Here is a 17465-nt window from a genome sequence, read left to right as displayed (position 1 = left end):
ACCGGGCGGTTGGCGTCCGGTCACAGCCACAAGGCTCGGGCCGACTCAGTCATCATAAGCCTTGGTCGGCGATAACGGTGATTCTCATTGAATGTCTTTAAGGCGAAAGCCGGCAAATGGGTTGCTTGCCGGTTCCCCTGCGTCAGGCTTAACCTCGACGGTTAACGCGTGAGGGCGCGTTTTTCTCAAAGGGGAACACTTGCAATGACCATACAAGGCGCATCGCCCGGCCTCTACAATGAAGATCTGGCCCCGGCAACGGTCAGGAACTGGGGGCCGTTTTCGATCTTCAACGTGTGGACGTCCGACGTCCACAGCCTCTGGGGCTATTATCTCGCCGCAAGTCTGTTCCTGTTCTGCGGCGGCTTCGTCAACTTCATCATCGCCATCGGCATCGGTTCGCTGATCATCTACGCGCTGATGAACCTGGTCGGCTATGCCGGCGTGAAGACAGGCGTGCCCTACCCCGTGCTCGCTCGGGCTTCCTTCGGCATCTGGGGCGCCAACATCCCGGCGCTGGTGCGCGCCGTCGTCGCCTGCTTCTGGTACGGCGCGCAGACAGCGGCGGCATCGGGCGCGATCGTCGCGCTGCTGACGCGGCTGCAGTGGTTCGACGAATTCAACAAGAGCTCGCACCTCCTCGGCCATTCCACCCTCGAGGTAATCTGCTTCGTCGTCATCTGGGCGCTGCAGCTCCTGATCATCCAGAAGGGCATGGAAACGGTGCGCCGCTTCCAGGATTGGGCCGGCCCCGCCGTGTGGGTGATGATGCTGATCCTTGCGGTCTATCTCTGTGTTAAGTCAGGCACCTTCGCCTTCACCAGCGACATCCCGATGGACGTGCTGCTCGACAAGACCAAGGATGCCGGCGTGCCCGGCGAGCCGGGATCGTGGACGGCGCTGTTCGCGGTGGCGGCGATCTGGGTGACCTATTTCTCGGCGCTCTACCTCAACTTCTGCGACTTCGCCCGCTACGCGCCGGACAACGCGGCGCTGCGCAAGGGCAACATCTGGGGCCTGCCGGTCAACCTGATCCTGTTCTCGCTGGTCGCCGGCGTCACCACGATCGCCGCCTACGACGTCTATCATGAGGTGCTCCTCCATCCCGACCAGATCTCGGCCAAGTTCGACAGCTGGTTCCTGGCGGCTCTCGCGGCGCTGACCTTCGCGGTGGCGACGCTGGGCATCAACGTGGTGGCGAACTTCGTCTCGCCGGCCTTCGACTTCTCCAACGTCTTCCCGCGCCAGATCGACTTCAAGAAGGGCGGCTATATCGCTGCGTTGATTGCACTTGTGCTCTACCCCTTCGCGCCGTGGGAAGGCAGCGCTGCTTCCTTCGTCAACATCATCGGCGCGACGATGGGGCCGATCTTCGGCGTGATGATGGTCGACTACTATCTGATCCGGAAGAGCGACGTCGACGTCAACGCGCTCTACCGCGAAGACGGCGAGTTCCGCTTCCAGGGCGGCTGGCACGTCAACGCCTTCATCGCCGCCGGCATCGGCGCGATCTTCTCCTCGATCCTGCCCAACTTCACCAACTGGCTGCCGTCCTGGTGGGGCGTCTATGGCTGGTTCTTCGGCGTGGCGATCGCGGGCGCCGTCTACTACGTGCTGCGCACCATGGCGCTCGGTGCCGGGGCGAAGACGGCGAAGGCCTGACCGCACTGTTCCCCTTCTCCCCTTGTGGGAGAAGGTGGATCGGCGCGATAGCGCCGAGAGGGATGAGGGGTGTTCCAGCGGAGTGAGACGATGGCGTTCCCTGGAACACCCCTCATCCGGCCGCTTCGCGGCCACCTTCTCCCACAGGGGGAGAAGGGAAGGCACTGCCTACCATCTCGGCCAGCCTGCGCACCGTATTCCAGTTGCGCGAGGTGCCGACGCCCATGCGCTTGTGATTGGAGGCGGCGAGCAGCCGCGAGCTTGGTCTTTCGCGGGAAAAGACCACCCAGATATCGCCGTCGACCAAAAGCACCTTCTCGTCCTTGGCTGCATAGGCCTGGAGCGCTTCAACCGCATCCGCCGGGGCAGACTTGCGCATCACCCGCACCGCGACTGGTCGCCTGCATCGGCGGATTCGTCCGGGAATGGATTGCCTGCTGCGAGTTTCAGCCAAGCTTCGGCACCGCGCACGATGATGTCGACATGGCGGCCGAAGGTTTCCTCGAAAGCGCTCTCCAGCCGTTGTTCGAGAACGGAAATCTTGGTCGTGCGTGCCTCGAAGACCAGATTGCCGGTCGCCACCAGCGTGCGGACATTTTTCAGCCCGAGGCTTTCGGCCATTGCCTTGAGATCCGACATGACGACGCGCCGTCCCTGGCCGAGGATGATGCTGTAGAGCAGCGCGACATAAGTCTGCATGGCCAATCCGCCAGCTGGCCGTTCACACCAGGCGGCTCTGCTCCATCGCCGCTTCGATGAAGCTCGCGAACAGCGGGTGCGGTTCGAGCGGCCGGCTCTTCAGTTCCGGATGGTACTGCACGCCGATGAACCAGGGATGGTCGGGATACTCGACCGTCTCGGGCAGCACGCCGTCGGGCGACATGCCGGCAAAGACCAGGCCGCAATCCTCTAGCCGCTGCTTGTAGTCGATATTGACCTCATAGCGGTGCCGGTGGCGCTCGGAGATCTGCGTGTCGCCATAGATTTCGGCGATCTTCGACCCCTTGGCGAGATCGGCTTGGTAGGCGCCAAGCCGCATCGTGCCGCCAAGATCGCCGGTGGCCCTGCGCTTTTCCAGCATGTTGCCCTTCAGCCATTCGGTCATCAGACCGACGACTGGTTCGTCGGTCGGGCCGAACTCGGTCGAAGAGGCATGCTCGACGCCTGCCAGCGAGCGCGCCGCCTCGATGCAGGCCATCTGCATGCCGAAGCAGATGCCGAAATAAGGCACCTTGCGCTCGCGCGCGAATTTCGCCGCCAGGATCTTACCCTCGGAGCCGCGCTCGCCGAAACCGCCGGGAACGAGGATGCCGTGCACCTTTTCCAGCCACGGCGTCGGGTCTTCCTTCTCGAAGATCTCGCTTTCGATCCAATCGAGCCTGACCTTGACGCGGTTGGCAAGGCCGCCATGCGAAAGCGCCTCGATCAGCGATTTGTAGGCGTCCTTCAGCCCGGTGTACTTGCCGACGATGGCAATCGTCACCTCGCCTTCCGGGTTGTGGATGCGGTTGGACAACACCTGCCAAGGCTCCATGCGCGGCTTCGGCGCCGGGTCGATGCCGAAAGCGGCGAGCACTTCGGAATCAAGGCCTTCCTTGTGGTAGGCCATCGGCACGTCATAAATGTGCGGCACGTCGAGCGCCTGGATGACGGCGCTTTCGCGCACGTTGCAGAACAGTGAAAGCTTGCGCCGCTCTTCCTTGGGGATCGATCGGTCGGCGCGCACCAGCAGGATGTCGGGAGCTATGCCGATGCCGCGCAATTCCTTGACCGAATGCTGCGTCGGCTTGGTCTTCAGCTCGCCCGCAGTCGGGATGTAGGGCATCAGCGTCAGATGCACATAGACCGCGTTGTTGCGCGGCAGGTCGTTGCCGAGCTGGCGGATCGCTTCCAGGAACGGCATCGCCTCGATATCGCCGACCGTGCCGCCGATCTCGCACAGGACAAAATCGTAGTCGTCATTGCCGTCGAGGACGAAATGCTTGATCTCGTCCGTGACGTGCGGGATCACCTGCACGGTGGCGCCGAGATAGTCGCCGCGCCGCTCGCGCTCGATGATGTTCTTGTAGATGCGGCCGGTTGTGATGTTGTCCTGCTGGTTCGCGGAACGACCGGTGAAGCGCTCGTAGTGACCGAGATCGAGATCGGTCTCGGCGCCGTCGTCGGTGACGAACACTTCGCCGTGCTGGTAAGGCGACATCGTCCCGGGGTCGACATTGAGGTAGGGATCGAGCTTTTTGATCCGCGCGCGATAGCCTCGCGCCTGCAGGAGAGCCCCAAGAGCTGCTGCAGCGATGCCTTTTCCGAGTGAGGAAACCACGCCGCCTGTGATGAATACATATCGCGCCATGGGAGTCATCGCTTAACGCGGCCTGATTGATTCCGCCAGAGAAAAAACCGCCGCGAGGGCTTTTTCTCAAAATGGCGCCGGTGGCCTCGAAGAGGCCTTTTCTTGCGGTCAAAACGAAAGGGCCGGCGGTGCCGGCCCTTTCGGCAGTTTGCATTAACGCGTCGGATGATGACGATTGGTCGTTAGATAATAACGACCTTGGTGCCGATCTTGACGCGGCTGTAGAGGTCCATGACGTGCTCGTTGATCATGCGGAAGCAGCCATTGGAGGCGCTGGTTCCGATCGACTGCGGCGCAATGGTGCCGTGGATGCGCAGATGCGTGTCCTTCTTGCCGTCATAGAGGTAGATGGCGCGCGCGCCGAGCGGGTTTTCGCCGCCGCCGGGCATGCCGTCCTTGTACTGGCCGTAGTGCTTCGGCTCGCGCTTCTGCATGTCCAGCGTCGGGATCCAGCGCGGCCATTCCTGCTTGTCGCCGACGGCCACCGTGCCCTTGAACTGCAGGCCTTCGCGGCCGACCGCGATGGCGTAGCGGCGTGCGGTGGAAAAGGACTCGACGAGATAGAGGCGGCGGGCGTTGGTGTCGATGACGATCGTGCCCGGCTCATAGCCGGTGAAGGTAACGTCCTGAGGCACGAATTCCGGCTTCACCTTGAACGGCCGCTTGGCGTCCTTCTTGGCGAGCGCCGAATCGAGCGCGCGGGTCTCCGGCAGATAGCTGATCGAGGACACCGACTGGCCACCGAACAGCCCGGCGAACAGCCCGCTGCTGCTCGTCTGCCTCTGGCCGGGCTGCTCGCTGCGCAGCTCACCATTGTTGCCGGTGGCCGTGATGTTCATCGCCTCGGCCGGGATCGGTTCGTCGGTCTGGATCGGTGCGATCGGAGCCAAGGCTTCGAGCGGCGCGATGATCTTGATGGTCTTCTTCATCGGCTTGGCGTCGGCCACTTCCGCCGACGTGCCCTTCTTGGATAGCCATTCCTGACGAGCCGCGTCCGCCTTGGCCTTGGCCGCCTCGCGCATCGCCATCTTGCGGGCCTCGAGCGCCTTGGCCTTGGCCGCTTCCTTGTCAGCCGCGATCTTGGCTTCGAGCTTGCTGATCTGGGCGAGGTCCTCGGAGGTTGGGTTTTTCTTCTTCTTGAGGAGCTTCAGCTGCGATGCGTCGCTCTTGGCGACGACGGGGATGGCGCCGGTCTTCTCGACCGACGGCGAAGCGGCCAGGTTTGCCGGTGAGGCGAAGGCCGCGGAACCCATGCCGAGGACGGCACAGAATCCCAAAATAATGAAGCTGCGAAGCTGCATGGCGAATATCCGATCGTTCAATGCTTGTTGCCCACGGCGTCGCCCGGCGCCCCCCAAGGACGCCGAAAAGTGCCGCGCGCAATCTATAATCGATTAGCCGCGGACCTCTCAAGCTGAGCGAAGCGCTACGCTTGGTTGAATCTTCGTGATCAAGCAGCATTTGCCGCGACTGTGTTCAAAGAACAACAGATCACGGCAGCAATGCTTGCCCGGCTACTGGTTCGGAACCTGCGGGGTGACCGGCAAGGTGACGCCGTTCGCGGCCGGCGGCTCGGTCGGATTCGCCGGCGCCTGGGTGGCGGGAGCGGTGGCCGGAGCCGTGGTGGTGGCGCCATTCGAAAGCGGGGTCGTGGTCGTCGTGCCGCCGGCCGGCGCTGCGGGCTGCGAACTGCCCACCGGACCGTTCGAGCCCGGCAGTTGGTTGAGCACACCCTTGCCGGCATTGTTGGTGGTCGAGGCAGGCGTGCGATCGAGGATGTCGATTGGCTTCTCGCCGTATCGAGCGATGATGGATAGTGCGAGCGAAGTCACGAAGAACGCCGCGGCCAGGATTGCCGTTGCGCGCGTAAGCGCATTGGCGGCGCCCCGCGCCGTCATGAAACCGGAGCCGCCGCCAATGCCGAGACCACCGCCTTCGGAGCGCTGCAGCAGCACCACGCCGACAAGCGCGAGCACGACCATGAGGTGGATGACGATCAGTACGGTTTCCATAATTTATCCTGGCGAGGCCTTGCGCGGCCGCGCATACGACCGATGATTTGGAGGCGGCTCCTTACAATGCTTTGGTGGCATTTCCAAGCCCGTGGCCGGGAATATGGGGAGCAATGCGGCTGCTGCAAAGATTTCAGCCTGCCTCTGCCGCGTAAGCCGGCCTCTGCGGCTACGCCACGTTCATATAGGCTTCCGCGATGGCGAGGAAGTCGGCCGCCTTCAGGCTCGCGCCTCCGACCAGCGCGCCGTCGACATTCTCGACGCCGAGCAGTTCCACCGCATTGGACGGCTTGACCGAGCCGCCATAAAGAATGCGCATTCTGGCCGCGGCATCGCCGAGCAGCGCGGTGAGCTTGCCGCGGATATGCGCATGCGCCTCGGCAACATCGGCGGCGGTCGGCGTCAGACCGGTGCCGATGGCCCAGACCGGCTCATAGGCAATGACGGTATTTGCGGCGGTGGCGCTTGCCGGCACGGAACCATCGAGCTGGCGCGACAGGACATCGAGCGTCGCTCCGGCCTCGCGTTCGGCGCGCGTCTCGCCGATGCAGATGATGGCCACCAGCCCTGCCCGCCAGGCGGCCGATGCCTTGGCGTTGACGATCGCATCATCGTCGCCGCATTGCTCGCGGCGCTCGGAATGGCCGACGATGACATGGCTTGCGCCGGCATCCTTCAGCATCTCGGCCGAAATCTGGCCGGTGTAGGCGCCGCTCTCCTTGGGGTGGCAATCCTCGCCGCCGGCGCGAACCGGCGTGCGGGAAAGGATCTCGGCGGCTTGGTGAAGCAAGGTCGCCGGCACGCAGACCAGCGCTTCCGTCTCCGCATCGAGCCCGCTCATGAAGCCATTGCCGATCATCCTCAACTCGTTGAGCGAGGCGCTGGTGCCGTTCATTTTCCAGTTGCCGGCGACGAGCGGACGGATTCCAGGGGTCATGGGGTCGGGTTCTCCAGGCGACATAAGGCTGCGCCCTCACTACCAAAATCAAGCCACAAAGCAATCGACAGTGGGCCGGAAGGACGCTATTGCGCTTGTTTCAGACTCGGCGCATGCGAAAATGCGCAAAAATCGGAAGTAAGCATGCTTGGTTTATTGAGAAGCGCGGCGAGCACCTGGGTCGCGAAGGCGTTGCTGTCCTTGCTGGTGGTGAGCTTTGCCGTCTGGGGTATTTCCGGGCGCCTGTCGGGAACTTTGGCTGGGCACCATTCGGTGATCACCGCCGGCGGCACGACGGTCTCGATCAACGAGTACCGCCTCGCCTATGATCGCCAGATCAACCTGCTCTCTCAGCAATATGGCCAGCGCATCACGCACGAGCAGGCGAAGCTGCTGGGTATCGATAACCAGGTGCTCGCGCAGCTCGTTTCGGGCGCCGTCCTCGACGAACAGGCCCGCAAGCTGGGGCTCGGTCTTTCCAAGGATCGGCTGGCCGAGCTGACACGCGACGATCCGGCCTTCAGAGGCCCGAGCGGGCAGTTCGACCGCAGGACCTTCGAATATCTGCTGCGCCAAGTGGGCATGCGGCCGGAGGACTATCTCAAGAACCGCTCGCAGGTGGCGGTGCGCCAGCAGATCGTCGAGGCGATCTCCGACGGCCTCAAGGCGCCGCAGACCTTCCTGAAGGCGGTTGCGCTCTATCGCGGCGAGGACCGCACGATCGACTACCTCGTGCTGCCGAAGACGCTCGTGCAGCCGATCGAGGCGCCATCCGACAGCGCGCTCAAGACCTATTTCGAGGCCAACAAGAAGAACTATGCCGCGCCGGAATACCGCAAGTTCTCCTATGTCCGGCTCGAGCCGCAAGACATCATGGACCCGACGGCGGTGACCGACAGCCAAGTCGCCGACGACTACAACAAGAACAAGGCGCGCTACACGACGCCCGAAATGCGCACCATCGAACAGCTGGTGTTCAAGACGCCGGACGCGGCCAAGGCGGCATATGATTCACTGAAGGCCGGCGCCACCTTCGACAAGATCGTCACCGCCGAGGGCAAGACCCAGGCCGACACCCTGCTCGGCACGCTGGCCAAGGACAAGATCGCCGACAAGGCGGTCGCCGACGCGGCCTTCTCGCTCAACGCCAACGAGGTTAGCCCGGTGGTCCAAGGCGCCTTCGGCCCGGTGCTGCTGCGCGTTACCGAGATCAAGCCGCAGGTGGTGAAGCCGCTTTCGGAAGTCTCCGATCAGATCCGCAAGGACCTGGCGCTCGGCGAGGCAAGCCGCGTCCTGCTCGACGTGCATGACAGCTACGAGGACACCCGCGCCTCGGGTGCCTCTCTGGCCCAGGCCGCCGACAAGCTGAAGCTCAAGGTCGTCACCATCGACGCCATCGACCGCACCGGCCAGCGGCCGGACGGCACGATCGTCAAGGACCTGCCGGAATCGGCGAATCTCATCAAGGCGGTCTTCGAAGCCGAGCCGAATACGGAGAATGAAGGCCTGACCACCGCCGACAACGGCTTCGTCTTTTACGAGGTCCAGTCGGTCACCGCGGCGCGCGACCGCACGCTCGACGAAGTCCGCCAGAAGGTGGCGGCCGACTGGACGGCGGCCGAGACCGACAAGCGGCTCGACGCGAAGGCGCAGGAGTTGGAAAAGCGCCTCAAGGCAGGTGCGACGCTCGACGTCATCGCGGGCGAGCTGAAGCTCGAGAAGCAGACCAAGCGCGGCCTGAAGCGCGAAGCCGACGATGCCGATTTCGGCAAGGAAGGTGCTGCGGCCATGTTCGGCGTCGGCGAAGGCGGCACGGGTCTGATCCCCTCGCCCACCGGCGACGGCCAGATCCTGTTCAAGGTCGCCGAAGTCTTCGAACCGGCTGGCGCCGATGGCAGCTCGGTTCCCGACGATACGCAGAAATCCTTCAGCGCCGGCATGTCCGACGACCTGCTCGACCAGCTGGTGGCGCAGTTGCAGTCGCAGTATGACGTTCGCATCGATCCGGCCGCCGTTTCGCAAGCACAGACACGATGAGCGCTCTCAAGACACACATAGCCAAGGTCGCCACCGGCACCGCACTCTCCTTCGAGGAAGCGCGCGAGGCCTTCGACATCATCATGTCGGGCGACGCGACGCCGGGCCAGATCGGCGGCTTCCTGATGGCGCTGCGCGTGCGCGGCGAGGCGGTGAGCGAGATTTCCGGGGCCGTCGCCACGATGCGCGCCAAGATGCTGCGCGTCGAAGCCCCACTTGGCGCCATCGACATCGTCGGCACCGGCGGCGACAACTCGCACAGCGTCAACATCTCGACCGCTTCTGCCTTCGTCATCGCGGCGGCAGGGGTTCCGGTCGCCAAGCACGGCAATCGCGGCCTGTCCTCGCTGACCGGTTCCGCCGACGTACTGACGGCGCTCGGCGTCAAGATCGACATTTCGCCGGAGACGATCGGCCGTTGCATCCATGAGGCCGGCGTCGGCTTCATGTTCGCGCCTGCGCATCATCCGGCGATGAAGCATGTCGGCCCGATCCGGGGCGAGCTCGGCACGCGTACCATCTTCAACCTGCTCGGACCGCTGTCCAATCCGGCCGGCGTCAGCCGACAGATGGTCGGTGTCTTCCTGCCGGAATGGATCATACCGGTTGCCGAGACGCTGAAGGCGCTTGGCGCCGAGCATGCCTGGGTCGTGCATGGCGACGGTTACGACGAGATCACCACCACCGGCGAAACGCAGGTTGCCGAGCTTGCCGGTGGCGAGATCCGCACCTTCACGCTTACCCCGGAGGCAGTCGGACTGAAGCGCCATACCAAGGAAGAGCTGCGTGGCGGCGACGCGGCCTACAATGCCAAGGCATTACGCGATATGCTGGGCGGCGCCGCCGGCGCCTATCGCGACACCGTGCTGATGAATGCCGGTGCCGGCTTGGTGGTGGCCGGCAAGGCGACGACGCTCGCCGACGGCATTGAAGCCGCCGCGCAAGCCATCGACAGCGGCCGGGCCCTCACGGTGCTCGACAAGCTCGTCGAGATTTCGAACGGTTAGAACCTTGTCCGATATCCTGCGCAAGATCGAAACCTACAAGCGCGAAGAGATCGCCGCGGCGAAGCTCAACGTGCCGCTTGCCGATATCAAGGCCAAAGCGAAGGACATGGAGCCGCCGCGCGGCTTCCTCGCCGCGCTCGAGGCCAAACGCAAGGCCGGCGGCTTTGCGCTGATCGCCGAAATCAAGAAGGCGAGCCCCTCCAAGGGGCTGATCCGCGCCGACTTCGACCCGCCGGCGCTCGCCAGGGCCTATCAGCGAGGTGGAGCGGCCTGCCTTTCGGTGCTGACCGACGCCCCGTCCTTCCAGGGTGCGCCTAGCTTCCTGACCGCCGCGCGCGCCGCCGTCGGCCTGCCCGCTTTGCGCAAGGATTTTCTCTTCGATCCATACCAGGTTTATGAAGCCCGCGCCTGGGGCGCGGATGCCATCCTCATCATCATGGCAAGCGTCGACGACGCTTTAGCCAGCGAGCTCGAAGCGACGGCTTTCGAGCTCGGCATGGACGCGCTGGTCGAGGTGCATGACGAAAAGGAGATGGAGCGCGCGCTTCGCCTCTCGTCGCGGCTGATCGGCATCAACAACCGCGATCTGAGGACCTTCGAGACCAGCCTCGACATTTCCGAGCGGCTTGCAGCGATGGTGCCGGCCGGTCGGCTGCTCGTCAGCGAAAGCGGCATCTTCACTCATCAGGATTGCCGCCGGCTGGAGAAGAGCGGGATCGGTACCTTCCTCGTCGGCGAGAGCCTGATGCGGCAGGCCGATGTGGCTGCCGCGACCGAGCTTCTGCTGACGGGCAAGGCGCCGGCCGAGGCCCTTTGAGGATGCCTGCCCTCACCCATCTCGGCGCCAAGGGCGAAGCCAACATGGTCGATGTCGGCGACAAGGCCGAGACGACACGCACGGCGATCGCCGAGGGCTTCGTCTCGATGCGAGCGGAAACGCTGGAGATGATCCTGGCCGGCGACGCCAAGAAGGGCGACGTGCTGGGCACGGCGCGCATCGCCGGCATCATGGCGGCCAAGAAGACGCATGAGCTCGTCCCGCTCTGCCATCCGCTGCTCCTGACCAAGGTCGCCGTCGATATCGAGCCCGACCGCGCCCTCCCCGGCCTGAAGGTCACTGCGCTTGCCCGCGTCACCGGCAAGACCGGCGTGGAGATGGAGGCGCTGACTGCGGCGTCGATCGCCTGCCTCACCATCTACGACATGGCCAAGGCGGCGGACCGCGCCATGGTTATCTCCGGCATCAGGCTGGTCGAGAAGACCGGCGGCAAGTCGGGCGACTACAAGTCCGTCAAATCCGGGGCGAGTTCCTGACGATGGCGCTGGTTCCGGTCGCCGAAGCGCTCGAGCGCTTGTTGGATGGCGCAACCGCAATGCCGGGCGAAAACGTGCCGCTGGCCGATGCGGCCGGCCGGGTGCTCGCCGAACCGGTGGTGGCGCTGCGCACCCAGCCGCCCTTCAACGCTTCGGCCATGGACGGCTATGCCGCCCGCGCTGTCGACGTGACCTCCGTGCCGGCGCGGCTTTCCGTGATCGGCGTGGCGCCCGCCGGGCGCGGTTTTATCGGCTCCGTCGGCAAGGGTAAGGCGGTGCGCATCTTCACCGGCGCACCGCTACCTGAAGGCGCCGACACCGTCGTCATCCAGGAAAATGTTCGCGACCTCGGCGGCGGCCGCATCGAAGTGACCGAGCCGACGGCGGAAGCTCGCAACGTCCGTCGCCGTGGGCTCGACTTCGGCCAGGGTGATGTAGTTCTAGAAAAAGGCCGCCTGCTCGATCCGGCAGCGCTATCGCTGGCGGCCTCCGCCAATCATCCGAGCCTCAACGTGGTGCGTCGGCCGATTGTGGCCATCATCGCCACGGGCGACGAGTTGCTGCCGCCCGGAAGCACGCTCGGCCCCGACCAGATCATCTCGTCCAACGCCTATGGCGTAGCGGCGACGGCGCAATCGGTCGGTGCCCGCGCTCTCGACCTCGGTATCGCCGCCGACCGGCAGGATGCGATTTCGGCGCTGGTCAAGAAAGCGGTCGCGGTCGGCGCCGATGTCATCGTCACCCTCGGCGGCGCCTCGGTCGGTGATCATGATTTGATCCACGACGTGCTGACCGGCGAAGGCATGCAGCTCGATTTCTGGAAGATCGCCATGCGCCCCGGCAAGCCGCTGATGTTTGGCCGGCTTGGCAAAATCCGCTGCATCGGCCTGCCCGGCAATCCGGTGGCGAGTCTTGTCTGCTCGCAATTGTTCCTGAAGCCGCTCCTGGCGCGTCTTGGCGGCCGCAGCTACCGCCAGGATATCCGGACCGCGCGGTTGGCTTCCGCGATGCACGCCAACGATCTCAGGCAGGACTATGTGCGGGCAGTCGTACGTGAGGATGCCGGACAGTTGATCGCGACACCGTTCAGCATCCAGGATTCCTCCATGCTGAGGATGCTCGCCGACGCCAACGGCCTGATCGTGCGCGAGCCCTTCGCCCCGGCTGCGGAAGCCGGCGACGAATGCAGCGTTCTGATGTTACGCTGAACAAAACGTCAACAGATTCACTAAACTTTAAACGGTTGCGGAACACAACTGGAACAGATAGTGTTTGTTCTGGGTTTGTTTTTCTGATTCTGGTTCCAAAACCCATGGGGGCCGCCATGCTGACGCGCAAACAACATGAACTGCTGATGTTCATCCATGAACGGCTCAAGGAAAGCGGCATTCCGCCGTCTTTCGACGAGATGAAGGAAGCGCTCGACCTCGCTTCGAAGTCGGGCATCCACCGTTTGATCACGGCACTGGAGGAGCGCGGCTTTATTCGCCGGCTGCCGAACCGCGCACGCGCTCTTGAGGTGCTGCGCCTGCCCGATTCGATCGCGCCCGGCCTGAATGCGGCGAGAAAATTCTCGCCGAGCGTCATCCAAGGCGGTCAAGGCAATCTCGGCCGGCAGATCAAGCCAGCGGCGCCCTCCCGCACACCGACGCCCAGCAATGACGACGACGCCGTTTCGGCCGTGTCCATCCCGGTGATGGGTCGCATTGCCGCCGGTGTGCCGATCGACGCCATCCAGCACCAGACGCATTCGATCACAGTTCCGCCGGACATGATCGCAGGCGGCGAGCACTACGCGCTTGAGGTCAAGGGCGATTCGATGATCGAAGCCGGCATCTTCGACGGCGACACGGTGATCATCCGCAATGCTAACACAGCGAGCCCGGGCGAGATCGTGGTGGCGCTGGTGGACGACGAGGAAGCGACGCTGAAACGCTTCCGCCGCAAGGGCGCCTCGATTGCGCTCGAGGCCGCCAACCCGGCCTATGAGACCCGCATCTTCGGACCGGACAGGGTCAAGGTGCAGGGCAAGCTGGTCGGGCTCATTCGTCGCTACTGAGTGGCGGCGGCTTGGTCTGTGGCTTCTCAGGCCGCTCGTATGGCGCTAGCCCCCTCGCCTCGCGCGAGTAGCGCCGCTGTTCGTGCCAGGGGCGATAGGGCTTTTCGACGGCGTATTGAATGGCGGCTCGCGCCGTTGCCGACTGTGGGTCGAAGTAGACGGCGGCGCTGCCGTCGCGCGCAAGCTGCCGCTTGGTGACGACGAGGATGCGTGGATCGCGGCAAGGGTTGTAGGCCGTGGCGTCGTTGATGACGATGAGGTCGGCGAAGCCGCAGGCCGGCCTGGCGCTATCGCGGTTTTCCGCCAAGGCGACGATTGCACCGGACGGATGCCGGCCAATGCAGAGATCGCCAGTGCAGTAAAAGGGGGATCCCGCCGGCAGGTCGACCGGGTCGGCGATGTCGAATGCGCCTTTCGCGAATGTTTCCGGCGGCACGATCGTTTCGGCCCTCAGCGCACGTTTCCAATTGTCGGTGGTGAACTCGTTGGAGCGGGCGCGATTGACGGCGAGCTCGCCACCGCCGATCGGCATCGCCACCAGATGCGCGTCCTCGGAGATCAGCAGGTCCGGCGTGCGCACTTGCGGGACCGCCAGTAGTGCGGCCAGCGCGAAGGGCACTGCCGCCAGCCTGAGCCAGGTGGTGGCCATGGTTGCTATCACCAGCGCGATTGTCGCGAGCAGCACCGACTGGATCGAGATCAGCCCCACGGCATCGACCGGCGACCGCTCCGAAATCCAGGCCGAAATCGCGATCATCGCCGTCAGGCCCTTGCCCATCAAATAGAGGAAAGGTCCGTCGAAGCCGAACGGCATCATGACCGCGCTGGCGACGGCAAGGAACATCACGACGGTGACGATCGGCATGATCGCCAGATTGGCCAGCAGGCTGAGCGGCGAGACGCGCTGGAAGTGCCAGATGGCAAACAGCGCCGTAGCGCTTCCGGCAATGATAGACGTTATGGCGGCGCCGCCCGCTCCGACCGCAAGCTTGTGCGACAGGAACCGCAGGAACGACCGCTTCGCCGGCGGCGCTTTCGACTTGCCGGCGCGGTAGTCGGCCCATCCGGCATAGGCGCCGACAAGGGCCGCGGTCGCGGCGAACGACATCTGGAAGCTCGGACCAACCACTTCGTGCGGTGACACCATGATGACGGCAATGGCCGAAATCGCCAGGTTGCGCATCGTCAACGCCGCACGGTCGAAGAGCACGGCGACCAGCATGACGGCGAGCATGATGAAGCTTCGTTCGGCGGCGACCACCACGCCGGAGATGACGAGGTAAGCAGCGATCGACACCAGCGCGACCGCTGCGGCATATTTCTTCACCGGCCGGCGTGACGAGAAATCCGGAAGCAGCGCGAAGACGCCGCGCAGCAAAAGCATGACCGTGCCGGCGACCAGCGCCATGTGCAGCCCGGAAATCGAGATGATGTGGTAGATGCCGGTCCGCCGCATCGCCTCGTTGATGTCCTCGGGAATGCCCGCGCGAACGCCGACGATCAGCGCCGCGGCAATCTCGCCTTCGGGTCCGCCGACGGTGCTTCTGATGTGATCGGCAATCGTCTCGCGCGCATTCTCGATCGCCCAGGCGATGCTCGCCTGGGCGGGAGGGTCGCTTGCCGGAATGACTTTCGGATCGCCGAGGAAAAATCCACTGGCACCGATGCCGGAGAAATAGCTGTCGAAGGAAAAATCATAACTTTCGGGGCGAACCGGTCCGGTCGGCGGCAGGAGCCGTGCATAGCCCGTCACCAGCGATCCAGCCTTGACGTTAGGCGGAATCCCGCGCGCCGAGAGCCTGACGCGATCCGGCGCGTAGCGCAGTTTTGGCTGCGCGGTCGAGACGAGGTCGATGGTCAGCCGCACCCGGCCATTGGCCATCTCCTCGGCGACGACAACGCGACCCGTCAGCCGCGTCTGTATCTCGGAGCCGAGCATCGGCGTTGCGGCCCGCCATGTCTCGACCTTCGCGGCGACAAAGCCCAGCGCGCAAAACAGCGCCGCCATGAAGATAAGATGCGTCTTCGGCCAAGAGCGGGAAACCGCCGCGCAGACGGCCATCAGCGCCACCGCCGCCAGCGGCCGGTAGAGATCCGGCTCGCTGTTCAAGGAGAAATAGAGGATTACGCCGGCGGCAAGGAACACCGGCACCAGCAGGAAACCAACGCCGCGGTCGAGTTCGGTGGTGGCGGCTTCGGCGACGCTTCGGCGAAGCACGGAAAAAGAGGTACGGCGGAACTGCCTGCGGATCCGATCGATAGTCGCCGGCTGAAGCGGCTGCAGCGAGGCATCACCGCCCGGCGGCAAGATCTCCGCAGCCGGGCGCGGCGCCGGAACCGAAACCGGCGTTGCTTCGGCAGGCGCGGTGCCGGCAAACAGCAGGCGCTCGCTGACGCCGGCCGTCGTCCCCTCGCCCTTCTCCGCACTCCGGCCACGTCCAGCCATCGGGTCTGCCCCTTGCGCCCCAGACCTCCTATGCTACATGAACGCCGACCGCGCGAAAGTCCGCGCAATCACGCCTGCTTCAGTGCCACCCTGAGAGTTCCATGTCCGACAAGGTCGTCACCCGTTTTGCCCCCTCGCCCACCGGCTACCTGCATATCGGCGGCGCGCGCACGGCGCTGTTCAATTGGCTCTACGCCAAGCACACGGGCGGCACGATGCTGCTGCGCATCGAGGACACCGATCGCGAGCGCTCTACCGAGGCGGCGACGGCCGCCATCCTTGACGGGCTGACTTGGCTCGGTCTCTCATGGGACGGCGAGGCCGTATCGCAGTTCGAGCGCGCGCCGCGCCACCGCGAGGTGGCCGAGGAGCTCGTGCGCCTGGGCAAGGCCTATTACAGCTACGAGACGCCTGCCGAGTTGGAGGCGATGCGCGAGGCAGCGCGAGCCAAGGGCCTGCCGCCGCGCTACAACGGGCAGTGGCGCGACCGCGACCCGTCCGAGGCGCCTCCCGGCGTCAAGGGCGCCATCCGCATCAAGGCGCCGACCGAGGGCGAGACCGTCGTGCACGACCGCGTGCAGGGCGAGGTGCGCTTCCCGAACAAGGACCTCGACGACTTCATCATCCTGCGCTCGGACGGCAACCCGACCTACATGCATGCCGTTGTCGTCGACGACCACGACATGGGCGTCACGCACATCATCCGCGGCGACGACCATCTGACCAACGCCGCGCGCCAGACCGTCATCTACAACGCCATGGGCTGGGCGGTGCCGTCGATGTCGCACATCCCGCTGATTCATGGCGCCGACGGCGCCAAGCTGTCGAAGCGCCATGGCGCGCTCGGCGTCGAGGCCTATCGCGCCATGGGCTACCTGCCTGAGGCCCTGCTCAACTATCTGGCCAGGCTCGGCTGGAGCCATGGCGACGACGAGGTCATGTCGATCGAGGACATGATCGCTTGGTTCGACATCGGCGACGTCAACAAGGGCGCCGCCCGCTTCGATTTCGCCAAGCTCGAGGCGCTGAACGGCGTCCATATGCGCAAGATGGACGACAAGGCTCTCTTCGACATCTTCGTCGCCACCCTGCCCTATCTCGAGGGCGGACTGGCGCTCGCGGCAAAGCTCGACGACAGGCGCAAGGCGCAGCTGCTTGCCGCCATGCCCGGCCTCAAGGAGCGTGCAAAGACGTTGGTCGAACTCGTCGATGGAGCCGCCTTCCTCTTCGCGGATCGGCCGCTGCAGCTCGACGAGAAGGCGGCCGGGTTGCTTGGCGGCGACGCGCGCGCCATTCTGCGCGGCGCTCATGACGCGCTCGCGGCGGTCGCCGGCGAATGGAACGCCGCAGCCGCGGAAGCCGCTATTCGCAACTTTGCGCAGACCGGCGGTCACAAGCTCGGCGCCGTGGCCCAACCGCTGAGAGCCGCGCTCACCGGTCGAAGCACATCGCCCGGCGTGTTCGACGTGCTTGCCGTGCTGGGACGCGACGAAAGTCTAGCGCGGATTGGAGATCAAATCGATTAGGAGCGAACTGGCCCAAGAAGATTGGCATTGAAAGGTGTGTTTCGCAGTGCAACATTAGGCCTTGGCCCAATCTGGCACGCACCCCCTTAAAATGCGGTGGCAAGTTCGCGCATTC

General features: G+C 64.5%; 13 protein-coding genes and 1 pseudogene. 8 read left to right on the top strand and 6 right to left on the bottom strand.

What is annotated here, in order from left to right:
• Positions 1-204: 204 nt before the first annotated feature.
• Positions 205-1662 carry an NCS1 family nucleobase:cation symporter-1 gene (locus QAZ47_RS20575; RefSeq protein WP_278202564.1) on the top strand — a complete coding sequence of 486 codons (1458 nt, stop codon included), beginning with the start codon at positions 205-207 and terminating at the stop codon, positions 1660-1662.
• Between the two features lie 112 nt (positions 1663-1774).
• Here the strand turns inward: QAZ47_RS20575 and QAZ47_RS20570 are convergent.
• The 5 genes and pseudogenes from QAZ47_RS20570 to tpiA form a co-directional block, all read right to left on the bottom strand.
• Positions 1775-2361, bottom strand: a pseudogene (locus QAZ47_RS20570) (DUF1697 domain-containing protein).
• Positions 2362-2383: 22 nt separating this feature from the next.
• A complete protein-coding gene (locus QAZ47_RS20565) occupies positions 2384-4021 on the bottom strand; it encodes a CTP synthase (RefSeq protein WP_278230545.1) in 1638 nt (545 codons plus the stop codon).
• Between the two features lie 173 nt (positions 4022-4194).
• On the bottom strand, positions 4195-5313 hold the full coding sequence (locus tag QAZ47_RS20560; RefSeq protein WP_278230544.1) for a L,D-transpeptidase: 1119 nt from the start codon (positions 5311-5313) through the stop codon (positions 4195-4197).
• Positions 5314-5526: 213 nt separating this feature from the next.
• The gene (gene secG / locus QAZ47_RS20555) at positions 5527-6024 is read right to left on the bottom strand and encodes a preprotein translocase subunit SecG (protein WP_278230543.1); all 498 of its coding nucleotides are present in this window, start codon (positions 6022-6024) and stop codon (positions 5527-5529) included.
• Positions 6025-6193: 169 nt separating this feature from the next.
• On the bottom strand, positions 6194-6961 hold the full coding sequence (gene tpiA, locus QAZ47_RS20550; RefSeq protein ID WP_278230542.1) for a triose-phosphate isomerase: 768 nt from the start codon (positions 6959-6961) through the stop codon (positions 6194-6196).
• 144 nt (positions 6962-7105) lie between these two features.
• Between tpiA and QAZ47_RS20545 the strand changes: the two genes are divergently transcribed.
• From QAZ47_RS20545 to lexA, 6 genes are all read left to right on the top strand, one after another.
• A complete protein-coding gene (locus QAZ47_RS20545; RefSeq protein WP_278230541.1) occupies positions 7106-8998 on the top strand; it encodes a peptidyl-prolyl cis-trans isomerase in 1893 nt (630 codons plus the stop codon).
• Positions 8995-10005 (top strand): anthranilate phosphoribosyltransferase, encoded by a 1011-nt coding sequence (gene trpD, locus QAZ47_RS20540; protein WP_278230540.1) that lies wholly within the window; start codon positions 8995-8997, stop codon positions 10003-10005. Before QAZ47_RS20545 ends, trpD begins: the two co-directional genes overlap by 4 nt.
• 4 nt (positions 10006-10009) lie before the next feature.
• Positions 10010-10822: an indole-3-glycerol phosphate synthase TrpC gene (gene trpC / locus QAZ47_RS20535; RefSeq protein ID WP_278230538.1), complete on the top strand. Its 813-nt coding sequence runs from the start codon at positions 10010-10012 to the stop codon at positions 10820-10822.
• A gap of 2 nt (positions 10823-10824) precedes the next feature.
• A complete protein-coding gene (gene moaC / locus QAZ47_RS20530; RefSeq protein WP_278074260.1) occupies positions 10825-11319 on the top strand; it encodes a cyclic pyranopterin monophosphate synthase MoaC in 495 nt (164 codons plus the stop codon).
• A gap of 2 nt (positions 11320-11321) precedes the next feature.
• Entirely contained in the window at positions 11322-12527 is a 1206-nt protein-coding gene (glp, locus tag QAZ47_RS20525) for a gephyrin-like molybdotransferase Glp (protein ID WP_278230537.1), read from the top strand.
• Positions 12528-12643: 116 nt separating this feature from the next.
• Positions 12644-13378, top strand: coding sequence for a transcriptional repressor LexA (lexA, locus tag QAZ47_RS20520; RefSeq protein WP_278202554.1), 735 nt, complete (start codon positions 12644-12646; stop codon positions 13376-13378).
• On the opposite strand, the gene QAZ47_RS20515 is transcribed toward lexA, so the two are convergent.
• Positions 13362-15824: a ComEC/Rec2 family competence protein gene (locus tag QAZ47_RS20515; RefSeq protein WP_278230536.1), complete on the bottom strand. Its 2463-nt coding sequence runs from the start codon at positions 15822-15824 to the stop codon at positions 13362-13364. The genes lexA and QAZ47_RS20515 overlap by 17 nt on opposite strands.
• Positions 15825-15925: 101 nt before the next feature.
• On the opposite strand from QAZ47_RS20515, the gene gltX reads away from it, so the two are divergent.
• Complete coding sequence (gene gltX, locus QAZ47_RS20510; protein WP_278230535.1) at positions 15926-17350, top strand: glutamate--tRNA ligase; 1425 nt, start codon at positions 15926-15928, stop codon at positions 17348-17350.
• The last annotated feature ends 115 nt before the right edge of the window (positions 17351-17465 follow it).

This window comes from Mesorhizobium sp. WSM4904, assembly GCF_029674545.1.
GTDB lineage: Bacteria > Pseudomonadota > Alphaproteobacteria > Rhizobiales > Rhizobiaceae > Mesorhizobium.
This window is presented reverse-complemented; position numbering and strand designations above follow the sequence as displayed.

Coding starts and splice junctions, on each gene's coding strand:
- QAZ47_RS20575 (WP_278202564.1), top strand. CDS start 205: ATGACCATACAAGGCGCATCGCCCGGCCTCTACAATGAAGATCTGGCC.
- lexA (WP_278202554.1), top strand. CDS start 12,644: ATGCTGACGCGCAAACAACATGAACTGCTGATGTTCATCCATGAACGG.
- QAZ47_RS20560 (WP_278230544.1), bottom strand. CDS start 5,313: ATGCAGCTTCGCAGCTTCATTATTTTGGGATTCTGTGCCGTCCTCGGC.
- moaC (WP_278074260.1), top strand. CDS start 10,825: ATGCCTGCCCTCACCCATCTCGGCGCCAAGGGCGAAGCCAACATGGTC.
- QAZ47_RS20565 (WP_278230545.1), bottom strand. CDS start 4,021: ATGACTCCCATGGCGCGATATGTATTCATCACAGGCGGCGTGGTTTCC.
- gltX (WP_278230535.1), top strand. CDS start 15,926: ATGTCCGACAAGGTCGTCACCCGTTTTGCCCCCTCGCCCACCGGCTAC.
- QAZ47_RS20515 (WP_278230536.1), bottom strand. CDS start 15,824: ATGGCTGGACGTGGCCGGAGTGCGGAGAAGGGCGAGGGGACGACGGCC.
- QAZ47_RS20545 (WP_278230541.1), top strand. CDS start 7,106: ATGCTTGGTTTATTGAGAAGCGCGGCGAGCACCTGGGTCGCGAAGGCG.
- secG (WP_278230543.1), bottom strand. CDS start 6,024: ATGGAAACCGTACTGATCGTCATCCACCTCATGGTCGTGCTCGCGCTT.
- glp (WP_278230537.1), top strand. CDS start 11,322: ATGGCGCTGGTTCCGGTCGCCGAAGCGCTCGAGCGCTTGTTGGATGGC.
- trpD (WP_278230540.1), top strand. CDS start 8,995: ATGAGCGCTCTCAAGACACACATAGCCAAGGTCGCCACCGGCACCGCA.
- tpiA (WP_278230542.1), bottom strand. CDS start 6,961: ATGACCCCTGGAATCCGTCCGCTCGTCGCCGGCAACTGGAAAATGAAC.